This is a genomic window from Mycobacterium sp. NGS59 (genome assembly GCF_059812345.1).
Genome location: NZ_JCALCN010000040.1, coordinates 1 through 14,987 on the forward strand (window position 1 = coordinate 1; position 14,987 = coordinate 14,987).

Below are 14,987 nucleotides of genomic sequence, written 5' to 3' on the forward strand. Positions count from 1 at the left end.
CGCCTGAAACAAGCCGATCCACAGGTATTGACAATTCCTCGTGCTGCAGTAGGCCGCCCGCAACTGGTCGCTGGTCCGCCATGTGACGGCCTATGTGACCGCGCAGGAGCGGCCCCTGGCCGTGTCTGGGCATGAAAAAGCCTCGCGCGTCGAAATCGAGATTCGACGACTGCGAGGCGAAAGCCAGCGTGGTAATGCGCGTGAAGCCGCTGACGGGGACGTCCGCGCACAAGGAGGCTACGGCGGCATCGGCAGCTTTCTCCCGGCGGAAAGGACGCTCATTTCAGGGGGCTACCGAAGCCACTCGCGAAGCGCAGCCGCGGCGGCGCCCACGATCTCGGCGAGCCCACCGAGGATGGCCACGATGCGTTCTGACGGCTCATCGCGCCGGCAGAACACCGCTTGGTAGACCATCACCAGCACAGGCAGAATCCAGATCAGATTCCACGCGCCCGAGACGACCATATTGACCTCCTTGCGAGGTGTACCAACAGAAAGTGCCCGACCGGGGCCGGGCACAAAAAAAGCCGGGAAGACCCGGCTTCGACGCGCAAATAACGCGCCTTCTCATGGGTGAAACCATGAAAAGATCAGTCCAGCAGTACATTTCGATGGCTGGATAACCTACGGAACTGGCTGTGTGTGCAGTTGTTCGGTGAGCCCGCTAACGGGGCGGGAGAGAAGGTTTTCGAGGGTAGCGACCGGATGTGGACACAGTCGTGCTACTGCGATTGTGCGGCAAGTCTACCGGCATCAAGGCCTAAGCGGGGTGACAGAAAAGTCTGGGGAATGTGCTGGCATCAACCGGATTTTGGGCGCACTAACGGCACCCCGTTCACTGTACTCGCAGCTAGATGCATCCGAATGGAAGCAGGCAACCTGGGCGTGTTGCGCTGCTTCGTCGGGGACGATGTGTCATTCGTCGGGGATGACGGCTCCCGGCTCGAACGCCTCACCGGCGTTGAACTCCTCTTCAAAGCGGTCGCACAGGTCGGTGATGGCTTTGCGGATGAACTTCTGCTGGTGACTGATGCCGGTGTACGGCCGTGTCCACGTAATGGTGTTGACCATCCGCTCTTTCAACTCCACGGGCAACGACAGCAGGATGTCGGCGGAGATGCGGTCGCTCTGAGCCATCCGAACATCTTTACTGCTCTGGATCATGATCGTGCACGGTTGGCGAACTGCGGCTAGCTCCCCGTGTTCGGCGAGGCGGCCTATCCTGCGAAGGTGACGGAAGAGAGCGGCGATACCGGGGTGGTGCAGGGCCGCTGCTCCCCCGCGCCGGTGCGTCAACGGCCCGACCTCGGTATCCCGGATGACCGCGATGAGCCGTCTGCCGAGGACGACTGGCCTGTTGATGATCTCGATGACTGGCCCATCGATGATCCATCCGTTGACGTGGCGCGTCTCCGCGAAACGCTACGAGAAGCAGACGCCGACATCGCCGCCGGCCGCACGTTCGGCGAAGACGAGATCCGCGCCCGCTACGGCCTTCCCCCAAAATGAGGTCGAAGTGATTCACGTGGAAGTCGAGCCCGACCCGGATGACCTCGATGTCGGCTACGCCCAGCTGGCGTCGGAGTTCAACAGCGACACCGCCAATGGTGAACGCCGAGCCGCCCGGGACCGCTATGCGGGTCGGACTGGCGAGCCGTAGAAAAGAACGCCCCGCCTGTTCAGATGAGCCGGGGGTCGCCGTCTTCGTCGAGGATGATGTGCCGTTCGCCGCGCTGGAGTGCGTCGAGTGCGAGGTCTATCTCGTGGACGGCGAGATCGGTGATCCGGCTGGGGCCGAGGACGATGATCTCGTCAGTGTGTTCAGCGCCGCCGCCGGCCGCCAGACCGACGTACTCCGCGTTGGGGGCGACGACGAACTGCAGATCCCAGCCGATAACGTCTCCCACCTTGCGTGCGCGTCGGTCGAGAGCTCGCACGTCGTCGGCGGTCAGCACGTGATGCCCCTCCCCCGCCATCAGGCGTTGTCGGCGGTTATGCGGCGCAGCGTGTTCAGCTCGTTGAGCAGCTGCTCGTAGCGCTGAAGGGACATGACAACGGCGGCGGGCTTGCCGGCGGTGTCGGCCAGGACGATGTTGCCGCCACTGGTGGTCACCTGATTGATCAGGCGCTGATGCAGTTCGCGGACTGGGATCAGCTCACTGGGGACGGCTTGCGCGCCGCCGAGGGCTTCAACGGTGGTACGGATCATGGGATTTCGCCTTTCGGAAGTGGGTCGGTCTGGTGTCCCCTCGACCCGCCTGTCGAGCCGAGGGGACACTGCCGAATCTGGTTGATGCTCAACCGCGTTCGGTGACGGTGGTGTTGGGGTGACGTGCGGCCGTGGAGCCCTTCACGAACTTGCCGGTGATGGCACTGCGGTGATGGGTTCCGCTGCTGCGGTTGGCGCCCCGTTCGGTGACCGTGGTCTTGGGGTTGCGCGCCGCGGTGGACGCCTTGACGTAGCGACCGGTGGTCGCGCTGCGGTGATGGCCCTTGGCCATTGTCTTGTCCTTTCGGTTTGTCCGGCCCGGTGTTGAGCCGGATACCGGTCTATAAGTGCGCTCGTCGGCTCGATCCCTGAATTCCCCGGAATTGTTTCGGTCGCCCTCGGAGGCGCGGCGGGCCAGGGCGTCGCCTTCGGCGGCGGTCACCGACCTGCGGGCTGCCCGCGCGGTGGGGGTGCCCAACGAGCTGGCGTCGATCAGTGCGGTGAGGTGCTTGATGGTGGTCACGACGTCCTCTTTCGGTTTCGGAGTTGGCGGAGTTGGTGGCCGAGGAGGTTTTCCACGCTCTTGGCGTCGCGCAGCCCCAGCTTGTTGGCGATCTCGCGCTGGGTGAAGCCGTGTTCCTGCAGGAACAGTGCTTGGCGCGCCCGGTCGGTGGTCAGCAGGGCCATCGCTTCGGCCACGGTGTCGTTGGCGACGATGGTCTCCTCGATGCCCTTGATGACGTCGAACTCGTCTTCAGGGAGTTCGTCCATCGGCGTGGTGGCCTCCTGGATGCGCTCTTTCTCGGCCCGCAGTGCGCTGCGGTAGATGTTGGCGAACTGATAGAGGCACTGGCCGATGAAGAAGGTGCTCAGCGATGCACCTCCCGAGGGTTGCCAGCGGTGGGTCTTGAGCACCTTGTCGCGGAAGTAGATCAGCGCGGCGACCACGGTGTCGGTGGCGATGTCGTCGATGGTCTGGTCGTCGGGCCAGCCCTCGATGCGGCCCAGACCGTAGCCGGTCAGCGTCTTGGCCTTGCCGTAGATGGTGCCGTGGCGGATCCAGGCGCGCAGCACGCCGAGGCCGTAGCGGGTCAGTTCGCGGGAGAACCGCTCCCACAGCCGGCCGGTGAATTGCTCCAACTGCAGCGCCAGCAGCAGCTCCTCATCGGCTTGAAGACGCCGCAGTCGTTCCAGCTCGGCGGCCAGTTCGGCGGCCAGATCAGGGTCGTCGAGCCAGGCACCGACCAAGCCCTCGTCGACGTCCTGGATGTCGCCCTGGTTGTCCGGTTGTAAGCGCGCGGCATCAACGGGCGGGCCGGGGCGGCGTGCCGGTCGATCCATGGCTACATCTCCAGGAGGCGAGAAAGAGACAACCGATCCCTACGGTTGTCGCTTCCTCTTAAGTCCGCGCGTACGGCCTACCCCTGAAATCTGGAGAAAGTTTTTTCCAGGCAAGTGGTCGCGGGCCGTGCTGCGACCATTGTCCCAGGTCGAACCGACATGTTTCGGCATAGCGGAGGGCTCTGGGGCCCTGGACCGCGACCGAAAGATGGCCTTTCAGCCGCAGACAGCGCTGCTCAAAGCAAAGAGCCCGGGTCGGTCGCAAGGACCGAATACCGGGCTCTTCCTGGCTTTAACCGGGCACGCGCTACACGTCACACCGGTCTGTATGCACCCAATCGTACGTGGACCCCTGATAGAACTCAACGGTGACGGCACCGGGCCCCTGGGTTGAACAATGGTTGAGCCCCCAGCGATTCCACACGTACATGCTCCTGGCCGGTGGGGACCGCACCCGTGCTCTCGACCTGCACGAATGGAACACCCAGCTCAACGCCGCACTGCTGCACGATTTTGCCCACCTCGAAGTTGGCCTTCGCAACTTCTACGACCGGGCACTCATGAACGCCGTCCAGCCAGGCGAAGCCCACTGGACCGACCCAGCTTCATTCACCGCGCTATTCCCGGCGGTACCGGGCAACGACGCCCGCACCCACGCCGACCTGGCCTCCGCACGCACCAAGGCCGGCGGCCCGTCCGCCCCTCCCGGAAAAATCCTTGCCGAGCTGACCTTCGGGTTCTGGGTCCTGCTGACCAGCTCGCGGCACACGACGCTTCTCTGGAACCCACATCTGGAAGCTCTCTACCCGGCCGGGTCCCAGCGACACAAAATTCACTCCGGCCTCGATGACATGCGTAAGGCGCGCAACCGGGTAGCTCACCACGAGCCCGTCCGCGTCGCCGACGTCAACAACCTGATTCGCCGAATGCGCCGCTACGCCGGTTACATCTCTCCCGACCTCCGGCACTACATCCGACAGACCAGCACCGTCGACTCGCTCTTGCAGTCACGTCCTTGACGTGGTGCATGAGCGAGATCACCGTCGCCCGGTAAGCGCATCGATTATGTCGGCTACTGCGCGGCCGATATCGGTAATGCCGGTGGTCGAGCCGGTGGTGCGAACGACATAGGCTGCTAGAAGGCAGAAGCAGACGATCGCAACGATGCTGACGACGGCGGCGTTGGTACTCATGGGCGGTGCTCCATTGGGCGTATACGACCGGAACGGCGGAGCGGCTCCGGCGCCGCGCGGTCAGCGCGGTCCATACTTTCGAGGTCGCCGCAGGCAGAAATACAGGGTGTGCAGGGAAGCTGCCCTACTCGTTGCATAAGCGGGAAGCTAGTAAACCACCGTGCAGGACTTCGGCCGATAGCACTCTGAGCAGCAAAGATGGGCGATCTGTCGCAGTGGAAGTTGACTCAGATCAGGACAACGCCCAGCGGACGAAACCAAGGCCGCGCGTACGTGTCGGAAGCCGTGAGTGGGTCCACGGCGTGAGCCCGGAAAGCGTTATAACCTTCTGTCGTTCTAACGTTATAGAACTTAAACGGTAAAACGTTGTAGCACTTAAGCGTTACAGAGTTACAGCGCTATAATGCTGATGTGACAGTCAACATTGCTGTGTGCCACTCCCGTAAGGGTGGTGTGGGCAAGTCTTTCCTGGCCTACGAGCTGGCCCATCTGCTGGATGCGGTTCTCGTCGATCTAGAGCACGACGGGGGAGGCGTGACGGCCAAGTGGGGGTATCGCCCCCAAGATCACCCACGATCACGGCTTCTGGATGCACTGGAAGCGGGCGCCACCGCGCCGCGGCCGCTACGCGGATTCAAGAAGCCCGACCTCATTCCAGGTCATCCCGATCTCTATGACCACCAGCCCGACGCCAACACCATGGCTGATGCCCTCACCAAATGGGCATCCGAATGGGGCAAACCGTGGATCGTGGTCGACACCCATCCCGGCGCCAGCCCAGCTGCCCACGGTGCCCTGGCCGTGGCCAACATCGTGCTGGCCCCGACTGCGCTACGCACCGCTGAACTCGACGCCACCGCCGAGCTGGTCAATGAGGCGGCCGACTACCCGCTCGTCATCGTCCCCAACTTCGTCCCCACAACACCACCGGCCGCCGAAATTCAGCGACTGCGCAGCATCATCGCCAACACACCCGTACAGGTCGCTCCACCGATACCGACCGCGCTGCACGTAGGAACACGCAAGAAGCGCATCGCCATCACCGCCGAAGCGCCACCTGCGAAGTCGCTACAGAAAGTCGCGGCCGCGCTCACCGGTCTCAGCACCTTCGTGAAGGAGTACGTCAATGGCTGACGGCCTGGACTCGCTCACCGCCATGCGCTCGAAGTCGACCACATCGCGCCGCACAATCCCGCCGCCGCGACACCAACCGCGTCGCACGCCGGTCGACATGCCCGCCGCACCATCGCCAGCAGCCGTATCCGAACCGCCCAAGGCGCAGCCGCCGGCGGCCCCTGTTGCCTCGACGACGACCCCGCCGGCCTCCGGCACCGACCTCACGAAAGTGTCGATCTACCTCGATGACACCACGGACGCCTCCCTCGAGGCTGTGCGCGCAGCGGCCCGCGCGACCAAGCCACGCGTCGACGCCACTCGCAGCGCCGTCGTCCGACTGGCGCTTACCCGGCTCGCCGAACAGCTCACCCCAGCAGAAATCGTCGCTGAGCTGCAACGCAGCGCCGCCACCCATAGCGGCCCCGGCCGCAAACGCGCCTAAACAACGCTTTAGCGTTATAGCGCTATAACGCTAAAGCGTTCAATTGCGCACGTACGTCTTCCTCGGCCTCGATTGTGGCGAAACGATGGGTGGTGGCCGTCAAGGCCGGTAACCGCCGCTGCGCGGTCGACCTACGGTCGAGCCTGGACAGCCACCACCCACCGCGCACACGGGCCACTACGAGGAAGTAGCGGAAAAGCTGGTCATGAGGGGGAGCGAAGGGCTATTCGGACTGAGGCACGCCGGCCCGGTCCAGAAACTCGTTGAGCGCCGCATCCACGATGTCGGTGACCGCATACCCGCGGTCCTTCAACACCTCCACGCGCTGCTGCGTGCCTGGCCGCACATAGGTGTTCAACGGCACCTTCTGGTGCCGCTTACGCAAGGGCAGCGCGTTACCGGCAGCGCCGGGCATACCGCCGTCGAGAGCATCCCCAGCCGAATTGGGCATGCACGCATCCTACATGCAGGACTAGGAGTAGTTTGCACGCAAGTTGCTTGCATGTATGCACGCACGCTCTTACAGTGAGGGCATGGAAACTCCCGGCACGGTCCAAGACGACGTGAGTGCGGTTCGGGACTTCGCGTCCCAGGTCCGTGCGCTGTGTGCGCAGCTGACAGCCAATCCGTTCAACACCCCCGCCGCAGAGAAGCTCCTCGATCTGCTCCTGGAGGACGCCCCGGCAGTGGATCTCGCCTTCGAACGGGTGTTGCGGTCGGTGATCCACGGACCCGCATCGACCGGCGCCCCGATCCTGGACATGCTCGGCGGCCCATGCTGCACCGGTTCGAACGCCGCGCGCGTCGTCGGCGCGGCGGCCTAAAGTCGGCCCTGATGAGCCATCGGCCACACCACGTGTTGCTGCGCGCGAGGCGGACCGTGGTTGAAGACAGCTTCGGCCGTCAATTGGGCGCTCCTGTTGGCGATCATCTCGGTCAGGTCGTACTGCACTTCGCTGCAGGCCTCGTTGAGCAGAACCTGTTGCGCCGAGGCGATCATCGTGGACTCATCCGCGTCGCTGACGTGTGATCGGGCCGCCCAGTCGCTCATCCGGTCGCCGATCGAGTCCATCTCCGAGAGCACCATGCAGGCCGCCTCGCTGGCGTATTCCTCGATGAACGCCGACCGCGCCTCAGCCGGCCACCACGTCGGGATCGGGAGCTGGGCCGTGTACACCGCCGTGATGGCCGCCTCCAGCTCGGCTGCATCGATCACAAGCCGAACGGTAGCCGTGTGAAAGGAGAGGCGGGATGTGCGCGTGTCGGTACCAGGTACATGGGTCTTTCTGCGTGAAGATCAGGTGCATGGCCCAACCGCACAAAGGTCCGCGCGAGCAGATCAAGGTTCGCGCTGACGCATCCGTCTACGCCCGGCTTCGCGAAATGGCCGCCGAACGCGGCACAAGCGTCAGCCAGCTTTCGGCCGACCTGCTCGCTATCGCGGTCGGGCGTCCCGAGGCTGTTCGCGAACTCGACAAGGAGGTTCTGCCGCTGGCGATGTGATCACCCGCCAGGACCCCAAACTTTGCTTGGAGGGCAGGGCGTCTTGGCCTACGTGACATCTGAATAGCTGGTGTGCGGATTCTCCCGCTGACATGACTAAGGCCCCGCGTTAGCGAGGCCCTGTCGGGGGTTTCGAACCGAGTTGGCGCTCGGTTCCGGGTCCGCACCCGATATCCCCGAAGGGACGATGACTTTGCCGGTCACGTCTCACGGTAGCGCACGTTCTACTGCGGTTCTAGATACGCCGCGAAAAGAGTGCGCGAATCGTGACCTCCACACCGGTTCCCAGCGCGCCAGCAGCGCGCGGCCGGCACCACTCGGCGCTGCACTCAGCAGCGCCGGTTCCAGCAGCCCCCATGTGGCTCGTGCGCACGCCAATGAGCGTCGTCGTGACTGGGTGACGCGCGCGGGCTCCTGCGCACCGTCCGCGCCGATGTGGACCAGTCGCGCCGGGTGGCTCGACGGGCTGTCTCGGTGGGTGCACTCCCCGGCGTTCGGACAGCTGTGCGCTGAGGCGCGGGTGTCGATCACCACGGCCACGCTGTTGTCGATCGCCACGGTGATGGCCGAGCACGCCGATCACGGCACCGGCCGCCACGTCGCCGTCACCCGCGCGACAATCGCCGACAAGGTGGGCTGCGACGTACGCACCGTCACCGCCGCCTGGCGCGTGCTGCGGGCCTCCAGATGGGCCGTGGAAGCCCAACGCGGCCACGGTTCGACAACCACACCCAGCGTCGGCCGCCGACCCTCGGTGTACCACCTGGTCCCGCGTCGCGAAGCCCGTCCAGCGACCCCACCGCTCGTGCATGATTTCCACCTACCGCCGTCAGGCGGTGTCAGTTGTTCTTCTCCCGTAGGGAGTTACTCACCAAGCGGGCGCGCAAGCGCGCCCGCCAACCGATGCTGCGACAACACGCGACAAGCCCGGCCGCGGCGCGCTACCGCGCGACCGCTGGCCACCCAGAAACTCGCCGCGGGACTGGTCGCGCTCACCCACGGTCTCGACCGCGCCCACATCGGTGCCATCTGCGATGCACTCACCGGCGCCGGCATCGACCCCGCAGTGTGGTCCGCGCGGGCGGTCAACGACGCCCTCAACGCCGACATGCGCACCCGAGGAACGACCTGGCCCGACCACATCGCCAACCCCGGTGCGTTCCTGGCCAGCCGGTTGCGACGGCTGTCCTGGACACCCCCCGAGACGGCGCCGACAAAGGCCGGCGGCTGCGCCGCCGCCAGCATCGACCAGACGCCGCACCCAGTGGTGCTCACCGATGCAGCGCGGGCCCGGATCACCGCCGCCCAAGAAGAGATCCGCCGAGTGCTCACCGAACGCGCCCAACGGCGCGGCGCGACATCGGGCTGTCGGTCCAGACATGGCACGGCGGCGCGATGAACCGACTCGCAGCAGACCACCGTGCGGTCCGCGGCGACGCGATGGAGCGCACCGTTGAACGTTCGGTCGACGAGGCGCCTAGTGGTTGCGAACCGGCGCGCTGACGGTGCGGCCAGACGCCACTCTCAGCACCCCCACCAGCGGCCTTTTCGTCGCTTTTCACTCACGTCTTCCGCACTGCCTCCCGCTTCTCTCCCACCCCTCTCGCTGTTCCCATGTTCGCCCGTTCCCCGCATCCCCGCATCCCCGCATCCCCGCTGCCCCTCTCACAACCCACCCCCGACTTCAGTACTGCTCTACCGCTCTAACGATATGGCACATTTGCACAATTGTGTGCGATGCTTGGTGTTGTCGTCGTTTTTGGAGTTCCCTTGGCGCCGGTGAAGGGGGTGGTGCGGTGTTGACGGTGGCGAAGTTGTCGTTGTGGTCGGTGAACTATTACAACGACACCGCGCGGGCGGTCGGCGACGCTGTGGCCGACCGGCAGAAGGCCAACGGGGGGTTGGCGGAGTACTACGCCGAACGCGACACCCGCACCCCGGTATGGACGTGCGCGGGGGACGTTCGCGTGGTCGCGGAACTGGTCGGTTTGACCGACGGTGAGCGTGCGGGTGGGGATGCTGATCCCGACGTGGTGGCGCGCTGGCTGGACGCCGGGGTTGCGCCGTCAGGGGAGTGTGGACGTGCGCACGGCAGGAGCGGTGTGCACGGGTTCGATTTGACGTTCTGCGCGCCCAAGTCGGTGTCGTTGGTGCGGGCGTTCGGCGACGACGTGATCGACAAGGCGGTGTCGGCGGCGCATCAGACGGCGATCGCCGAAGCGCTCGAGTACTTGGCGGCCCATGCCGGCTACACCCGCGTGCACAACCCGGTCACGGGAGAGAAAGATCTGCAGAAGCTGCCCGGTTTGGTAGCCGCGGCCTACCAACACGAGACCTCGCGGGCGGGGGATCCGCACCTGCACACCCACGTGTTGGTGCCCAACCGGCAGGCCCGCGCCGATGGCCGGCTGGTGTCCATCGACGGCACGTCGTTGTTTCATGAAGCGCGTGCGGCGGGGATCATCTACCAGGCCACCCTGCGCCACGAACTGCACCGCCTGACCGGTATCGAATGGGGCCCCGTCGACCCCTCCACGGGGATGGCCGAGCTCGCCGGAATCGACCCCACAACCATCATTGCGTGGTCGCAGCGGTCGACTCAGTTGCGGCAGTGGGCGGCGTCAAATCTGACCGTTGTCGAGGAGGTGTCGGCGGCGCAGTTGGCGGCCGCGCAGAAGGCCACCCGACCGCGCAAACCCGAGTCCCTGTCTTGGCAGGAATTGCGCGCGCAATGGCACGCCGACGAGCGTGGTTTTCACGTGTCGCAGACCGCGCAACGCCAGGCCCGCACCGAGCGTGAACACACCGCCCGCCAGGCTGCGGCGCGGGTCACCCGCACCGGGGTGGCGGTGAATCGGCGCGCGGTGGCGGCCATGGCCGCCCGGGGCGATAAGGCCGCGTTGACGCGCGCGGATCTGATCGAAGTTATCGGCGCCCAACTCCCCCTCATCGACGCCCCCGTCGCAGGCTCCCACAGTGCCGGCGACCGTGGCGCGGCAACGCCGCGCCAGCTCATCGAAGCGTGCGTCGACGCGGTCGGGATGCGGCTGTCCGGGCCACTCTTACCGCATCAGCGGGAGGGCTCGCAGCGGTACACCGTAGACCTCATTTTGGCCGAGGAACGACGCGTGTTCGACCTCGTCGACGCCACCAATGTGCGGGCGATGTCGTGGGTGCGTCCCGAGCACACCGCCGCGGTGTTGGGGCTGTCCGAACAGCAGCACCAGGTGGTCAGCTCGATCGCGTCCACCCCGCAGTTGGTGGTCCCGTTGAGCGCGCCGGCCGGTGCCGGGAAGACCACCTCGATGTGGGCGTTGCGCACCATCGTCGAACGCCGCCAGAAAGCGCGGGTGATCGTGATCGCCCCCACCGGCAAAGCCGTCGATGTCGCCCTCGCCGAAGGCGCCGCGTCAGAGGGCTACACCATGCACGCCGCCCTGAAACGATTGGCCGAGGGCCAGCTGGAGTTGGGGCCGTTCGACGTCGTCGTCGTCGATGAAGCCGGCATGGTCGGCACCGGTCACTGGCGCCAACTGCTGTCCGCGACGACGGCGGCCGGGACGAAAACCGTGCTGGTCGGTGACGCCCACCAGCTGGCGCCGGTCAAAGCGCGCGGCGGGATGTTCGCCCAACTCTGTGACGAGCTGCCCTGGACCCAACGCCTGAGCGAGGTGTGGCGCCAGCACGACCCTGCCGAGCGGGCCGCGTCCCTGGCGTTGCGTGATGGTGGGCCCGCCCCGGTGCGCCGCGCGATCGACTGGTACCAAGAGCACCACCGCCTCGCGTGCGGGGATCGGGTCACCATGGCCGCCGACGCGCTGACCGCCCACCACCGCGATCTGGCGGCCGGGAAAGACAGCCTGCTGCTGGCCGACACCGTCGAGATCACCGACGCCCTGAATTGCCGGGTCCACGACCACACCGTCGCTGACCGCGCCCGCGAAGGGCTCGAGGTGGCGACGGTGACCGGGGCGCGCAACCATCACATCAGCGCCGGCGACGTCATCGTCACCCGCAGCAACGACCCCACCCTCCCCGTCACCGCCGCCGACCGTAGCGGCCCGCTGGCCGATGCGCCGGTCCGCAACGGGCAACGCTGGCACGTCGTCGCCGTCGACACCAACCCTGAGCATCCGCGGATCGCCGCCCGCCGGCACGGCGACCAAGCATGGGCCGTGTTCAGTGGTGACTACCTGCGTGAGCATGTCCAGCTCGGGCACGCGGTCACCGTGCACACCGCCCAAGGCGTCACCGCCGAGACCACCCATGCCGTGCTGGCTGACACCGCCAGCCGCAACCTGGCCTACGTCGCCCTGACCCGCGGCCGCGCATCAAATCACGCCTACCTCTACCACCGCGCGGTCGGCGAAGGCGACCACCAACACCGCGACCTATCCGGGACCGACGGGGTACACCTGGCCCACCGCGGCAGCCCCACCCAAGCCGGCCGGGTGCTGCGCCAGATCATCGGCCACGACACCCCCGCCCGCACGGCCCACCACACCGCGGCCGAGACCCCCGACTATGAGCTACCCGACCGGGTCGCCTCCCTCGTCGCCGAACATCACCGCACCGTCACCGCCCGACTCATCAGCCATCGGAGATCTCAACGTAGACAACGGGATCGAGCCCTCGACCGCGTACTGGGGCTCGACCAGAGCCAATCCCGGAGCCAGGAAAGGGACCAGGGCTATGACCTCAGCCTCTGACCCGGCGGCCGTACTTGACACCGGCCGGATCGACGCGGTCGCTGAGGCGCATCCCCACGACTGAGGACACCACGGTCACACCGCTCGGAGTGGGTCGAGCTGGCGGCGATGTAGCGCGCGGATGCGCGGGCTGCGCTTGGATCGCGACGCGTTAACCGATTGCGCGGCAGGTGGTCGAGGCCGCCGTCGAGAAGGACACGATCAATGATCGCTGTTGGCATCAGACTCGCCACGCTCGCCGCGTTCCTGTTCAGCTTTTACGCTGTCGCGCCGACCTATCCGCCAACGGCGGCGCGCATTCCGGCAGCACGCGTCGGTCCGCGCGCTACCGCGGTGGTCGGGGCCTTGTCGGAATGGGCGGCGGAGTGTCTGTCTAGTTTTGCCGATGAGTGTGTGGGTGGGGTTCGGTTGCGGTGTGGGGGGCAGGAGGATGGTGAATGTGGCGCCGCGGCCGCTAGCGCCTTCGACGACGAGGCGTCCGGCGTGTGCGGCGACGATTTCCTGTACTAGGGCCAGCCCGATCCCGTAGCGGCGCTGACCGTCGGGTCGGGTGGGACCGTGGGCGAACCTGGTGAATAACTGCTGGGTCTGGTCAGGGTTGAGGCCGATTCCGCTGTCGGCGACTGCCAGGCGAATAGCGCTGTCATCGTGATCAATTCGTAATTCCACCCGGCCACCGGGTCGCTCGTGTGCGATCGCATTGTCGACGAGGGCTGAGACTGCTCGCCGCAGTGCCGGGCCTGATCCTGTCAGCGGCACGGTCCGGCTGTCGCTGACGACCTCGAGGCCGACGCCTGCGGCGGCGGCGTGCGCGCGGTAGCTGTCTCGCACCTGCTTGGCGAGGGCGACGAGATCGAGATGTTGCCATCTCTCGGGGTGTGCGGCGCGTTCAGCGGAGACCAGCAGGTCGTTCACCACTTCTCCCAGCGCGCGGGTGTCTGCGACCAGGCCGGCGATCTCGCGCTGCATCGGCTCGCTGATCGGTTCGTGGGTGGCTTCCAGCGCGAGCATCTGAGCGCGGGTGTGTAACACGGTCAGCGGTGCTCTCAGTTCGTGGGAGGCGTCGGCGACGAATCGGCGCTGTAGCGCAAGGGCGTCGGCGAGGGGCCGGACGGCGCGGCGCGACATTATCCCCAGCGCAGCTGCGACGCCGAGCATCCCGAGGATCTCGGCCCCGGCCAATGAGGCGAGCAGGCGTTGTTCATCCGCTTTCCGGGGTCGCTGGTCGACTAGCGCCGCGACTCGTCCAGTTTTGTTGTCCTGCACCAACAGTCGGTAGTCGACGCCGTTGTCCGACACGTCCTTGTACCCGGTGGGCAGATCAAGAAACGAGGTGGCACCTGGTGGGGCGTTCGCACTGAGGCTGACCGTTCCATTAGGGCTGCGTAACGCCAAGGCCATACCCGGCGGTGGATCGGTCACATCGTCAACGATGCGGCTGATGTCAGCGAGTTCCCGATCGGTGGCTTGCCGCTGGCGGTGGCTGTCGACCAGGTAGACCAGCAGACCGATGACGACCAGCGCCGCGGCCAGCAGCACAGCCGACCGTAGTGCGGCGCTGCGTCCTGCCCTTCGCAGCACCGCGGCATCGGCCAGCTCGGCGGGGGTTTGAGTTTCGCGGCGGCGCGTCACGCGGAACCGAGGCGGTAGCCGAGGCCGTGGATGGTCACGATGACGTCCTTACCGAGCTTGCGGCGCAGGTAACTGACGTAGGTGTCCACCGCGCCGGGACGCTCCGCGCCGTCGAAGACCCGTGCCAGGAGTTCCTCGCGGGTGAAAGTGCGTCCCGGTCTGATGGCCAGGACCTGCAGGAGTGCGCATTCGCGGGCGGTCAGCTCGACGGGGTCCCCGCTATCGTCGTCATCGACGACGTGACGTTGCTGCGGGTAGAACCGTCGCCCGCAGACCGGCAGCGACGTGGCATGTTCGCTGTGGCGGCGCAGCAGCGCGCGCAGCCGCGCCAGCAGCTCGGGTATCTCGAACGGCTTGACCAGGTAGTCATCGGCGCCGGCATCCAGGCCCTCGACACGGTCGGACAGGGTGCCGTGAGCAGTGAGGACCAGCGCCGGGGTGACCACGCCGCGAGACCGCAGGCGTGACAGGAGTTCGACCCCATCGAGCACGGGTAATCCGCGGTCGATCACCATCGCGGTGTACGAGCGGCTGAGTCCTCGGTGCAAGCCGGCCTGGCCGTCGTGGGCCAGGTCCACGGTGTACCCCTGGCCGAGGAACAAGCGTTCGAGCAGCGCCGCGAGCTGGCGGTCGTCCTCGATCACTAGGAGGTGGCCGTCAGCGGCCGGCGTGGAGCAGGCAGCGCCGGTGCGGGCAGATGCCATAGCGCGAATCCTCGCACGGTAGAGGGCGGTGAACTGTGGTCTCCCAGAAGTTTCGCAGAACTGGTTGGCACTGTCTGGGTCAGGAACCGATGTCGCGAGCGATGCCAAATTGGCCGCCCGGCGTGGGTTTCGCGGGCG

At 66.2% G+C, this 14,987-nt stretch carries 20 protein-coding genes; 9 read left to right on the plus strand and 11 right to left on the minus strand.

Annotated elements, in window-relative coordinates:
* Positions 1-291 precede the first annotated feature (291 nt).
* Together AC5Y46_RS24945 and AC5Y46_RS24950 are read right to left on the minus strand one after the other, a co-directional pair.
* A complete protein-coding gene (locus AC5Y46_RS24945) occupies positions 292-465 on the minus strand; it encodes a hypothetical protein (RefSeq protein ID WP_165760961.1) in 174 nt (57 codons plus the stop codon).
* Between the two features lie 450 nt (positions 466-915).
* Positions 916-1,137 carry a hypothetical protein gene (locus AC5Y46_RS24950; protein WP_237159638.1) on the minus strand — a complete coding sequence of 74 codons (222 nt, stop codon included), beginning with the start codon at positions 1,135-1,137 and terminating at the stop codon, positions 916-918.
* A gap of 93 nt (positions 1,138-1,230) precedes the next feature.
* On the opposite strand from AC5Y46_RS24950, the gene AC5Y46_RS24955 reads away from it, so the two are divergent.
* Positions 1,231-1,509, plus strand: a complete 279-nt coding sequence (locus AC5Y46_RS24955) for a hypothetical protein (protein ID WP_272818755.1) — start codon at positions 1,231-1,233, stop codon at positions 1,507-1,509.
* 7 nt (positions 1,510-1,516) lie between these two features.
* Positions 1,517-1,660, plus strand: coding sequence for a hypothetical protein (locus AC5Y46_RS24960; RefSeq protein WP_165760960.1), 144 nt, complete (start codon positions 1,517-1,519; stop codon positions 1,658-1,660).
* Between the two features lie 19 nt (positions 1,661-1,679).
* Here the strand turns inward: AC5Y46_RS24960 and AC5Y46_RS24965 are convergent, their stop codons facing one another.
* The 4 genes from AC5Y46_RS24965 to AC5Y46_RS24980 form a co-directional block, all read right to left on the minus strand.
* Positions 1,680-1,955 (minus strand): hypothetical protein, encoded by a 276-nt coding sequence (locus AC5Y46_RS24965; RefSeq protein ID WP_237159637.1) that lies wholly within the window; start codon positions 1,953-1,955, stop codon positions 1,680-1,682.
* 20 nt (positions 1,956-1,975) lie between these two features.
* Positions 1,976-2,209: a hypothetical protein gene (locus AC5Y46_RS24970; RefSeq protein WP_083123073.1), complete on the minus strand. Its 234-nt coding sequence runs from the start codon at positions 2,207-2,209 to the stop codon at positions 1,976-1,978.
* Between the two features lie 88 nt (positions 2,210-2,297).
* Positions 2,298-2,732 carry a hypothetical protein gene (locus tag AC5Y46_RS24975; protein WP_110918828.1) on the minus strand — a complete coding sequence of 145 codons (435 nt, stop codon included), beginning with the start codon at positions 2,730-2,732 and terminating at the stop codon, positions 2,298-2,300.
* Positions 2,729-3,550, minus strand: coding sequence for an RNA polymerase sigma factor (locus tag AC5Y46_RS24980; RefSeq protein ID WP_083123072.1), 822 nt, complete (start codon positions 3,548-3,550; stop codon positions 2,729-2,731). The genes AC5Y46_RS24975 and AC5Y46_RS24980 overlap by 4 nt, the downstream gene beginning before the upstream one ends.
* Positions 3,551-3,918: 368 nt before the next feature.
* Between AC5Y46_RS24980 and AC5Y46_RS24985 the strand changes: the two genes are divergently transcribed.
* Positions 3,919-4,569 (plus strand): CAAX protease, encoded by a 651-nt coding sequence (locus AC5Y46_RS24985; RefSeq protein WP_083123071.1) that lies wholly within the window; start codon positions 3,919-3,921, stop codon positions 4,567-4,569.
* Positions 4,570-4,587: 18 nt separating this feature from the next.
* Here AC5Y46_RS24985 and AC5Y46_RS24990 read toward each other — a convergent pair whose 3' ends face one another.
* Complete coding sequence (locus tag AC5Y46_RS24990; protein WP_165760958.1) at positions 4,588-4,743, minus strand: hypothetical protein; 156 nt, start codon at positions 4,741-4,743, stop codon at positions 4,588-4,590.
* A gap of 411 nt (positions 4,744-5,154) precedes the next feature.
* On the opposite strand from AC5Y46_RS24990, the gene AC5Y46_RS24995 reads away from it, so the two are divergent.
* Positions 5,155-5,877, plus strand: a complete 723-nt coding sequence (locus tag AC5Y46_RS24995) for a ParA family protein (protein WP_083123070.1) — start codon at positions 5,155-5,157, stop codon at positions 5,875-5,877.
* Complete coding sequence (locus AC5Y46_RS25000; protein ID WP_083123069.1) at positions 5,870-6,301, plus strand: hypothetical protein; 432 nt, start codon at positions 5,870-5,872, stop codon at positions 6,299-6,301. The genes AC5Y46_RS24995 and AC5Y46_RS25000 overlap by 8 nt, the downstream gene beginning before the upstream one ends.
* Before the next feature lie 223 nt (positions 6,302-6,524).
* Here AC5Y46_RS25000 and AC5Y46_RS25005 read toward each other — a convergent pair whose 3' ends face one another.
* Positions 6,525-6,752, minus strand: coding sequence for a hypothetical protein (locus AC5Y46_RS25005; RefSeq protein WP_083123068.1), 228 nt, complete (start codon positions 6,750-6,752; stop codon positions 6,525-6,527).
* A gap of 82 nt (positions 6,753-6,834) precedes the next feature.
* Between AC5Y46_RS25005 and AC5Y46_RS25010 the strand changes: the two genes are divergently transcribed.
* Complete coding sequence (locus AC5Y46_RS25010; protein WP_083123067.1) at positions 6,835-7,125, plus strand: hypothetical protein; 291 nt, start codon at positions 6,835-6,837, stop codon at positions 7,123-7,125.
* On the opposite strand, the gene AC5Y46_RS25015 is transcribed toward AC5Y46_RS25010, so the two are convergent.
* The gene (locus AC5Y46_RS25015) at positions 7,122-7,517 is read right to left on the minus strand and encodes a hypothetical protein (protein ID WP_342931158.1); all 396 of its coding nucleotides are present in this window, start codon (positions 7,515-7,517) and stop codon (positions 7,122-7,124) included. The genes AC5Y46_RS25010 and AC5Y46_RS25015 overlap by 4 nt on opposite strands.
* A gap of 89 nt (positions 7,518-7,606) precedes the next feature.
* Between AC5Y46_RS25015 and AC5Y46_RS25020 the strand changes: the two genes are divergently transcribed.
* The 3 genes from AC5Y46_RS25020 to mobF all read left to right on the plus strand — a co-directional run bounded on the left by AC5Y46_RS25020 (position 7,607) and on the right by mobF (position 12,513).
* The gene (locus tag AC5Y46_RS25020; protein WP_036405108.1) at positions 7,607-7,804 is read left to right on the plus strand and encodes a ribbon-helix-helix protein, CopG family; all 198 of its coding nucleotides are present in this window, start codon (positions 7,607-7,609) and stop codon (positions 7,802-7,804) included.
* A 433-nt stretch (positions 7,805-8,237) separates the two neighbouring features.
* Positions 8,238-9,203: a rep protein gene (locus AC5Y46_RS25025; RefSeq protein ID WP_237159636.1), complete on the plus strand. Its 966-nt coding sequence runs from the start codon at positions 8,238-8,240 to the stop codon at positions 9,201-9,203.
* Between the two features lie 397 nt (positions 9,204-9,600).
* On the plus strand, positions 9,601-12,513 hold the full coding sequence (gene mobF / locus AC5Y46_RS25030) for a MobF family relaxase (protein ID WP_083123066.1): 2,913 nt from the start codon (positions 9,601-9,603) through the stop codon (positions 12,511-12,513).
* Between the two features lie 201 nt (positions 12,514-12,714).
* On the opposite strand, the gene AC5Y46_RS25035 is transcribed toward mobF, so the two are convergent.
* Together AC5Y46_RS25035 and AC5Y46_RS25040 are read right to left on the minus strand one after the other, a co-directional pair.
* A complete protein-coding gene (locus AC5Y46_RS25035) occupies positions 12,715-14,052 on the minus strand; it encodes a sensor histidine kinase (protein WP_499993670.1) in 1,338 nt (445 codons plus the stop codon).
* Positions 14,053-14,141: 89 nt separating this feature from the next.
* Positions 14,142-14,849: a response regulator transcription factor gene (locus tag AC5Y46_RS25040; protein WP_083123065.1), complete on the minus strand. Its 708-nt coding sequence runs from the start codon at positions 14,847-14,849 to the stop codon at positions 14,142-14,144.
* Positions 14,850-14,987: the final 138 nt, after the last annotated feature.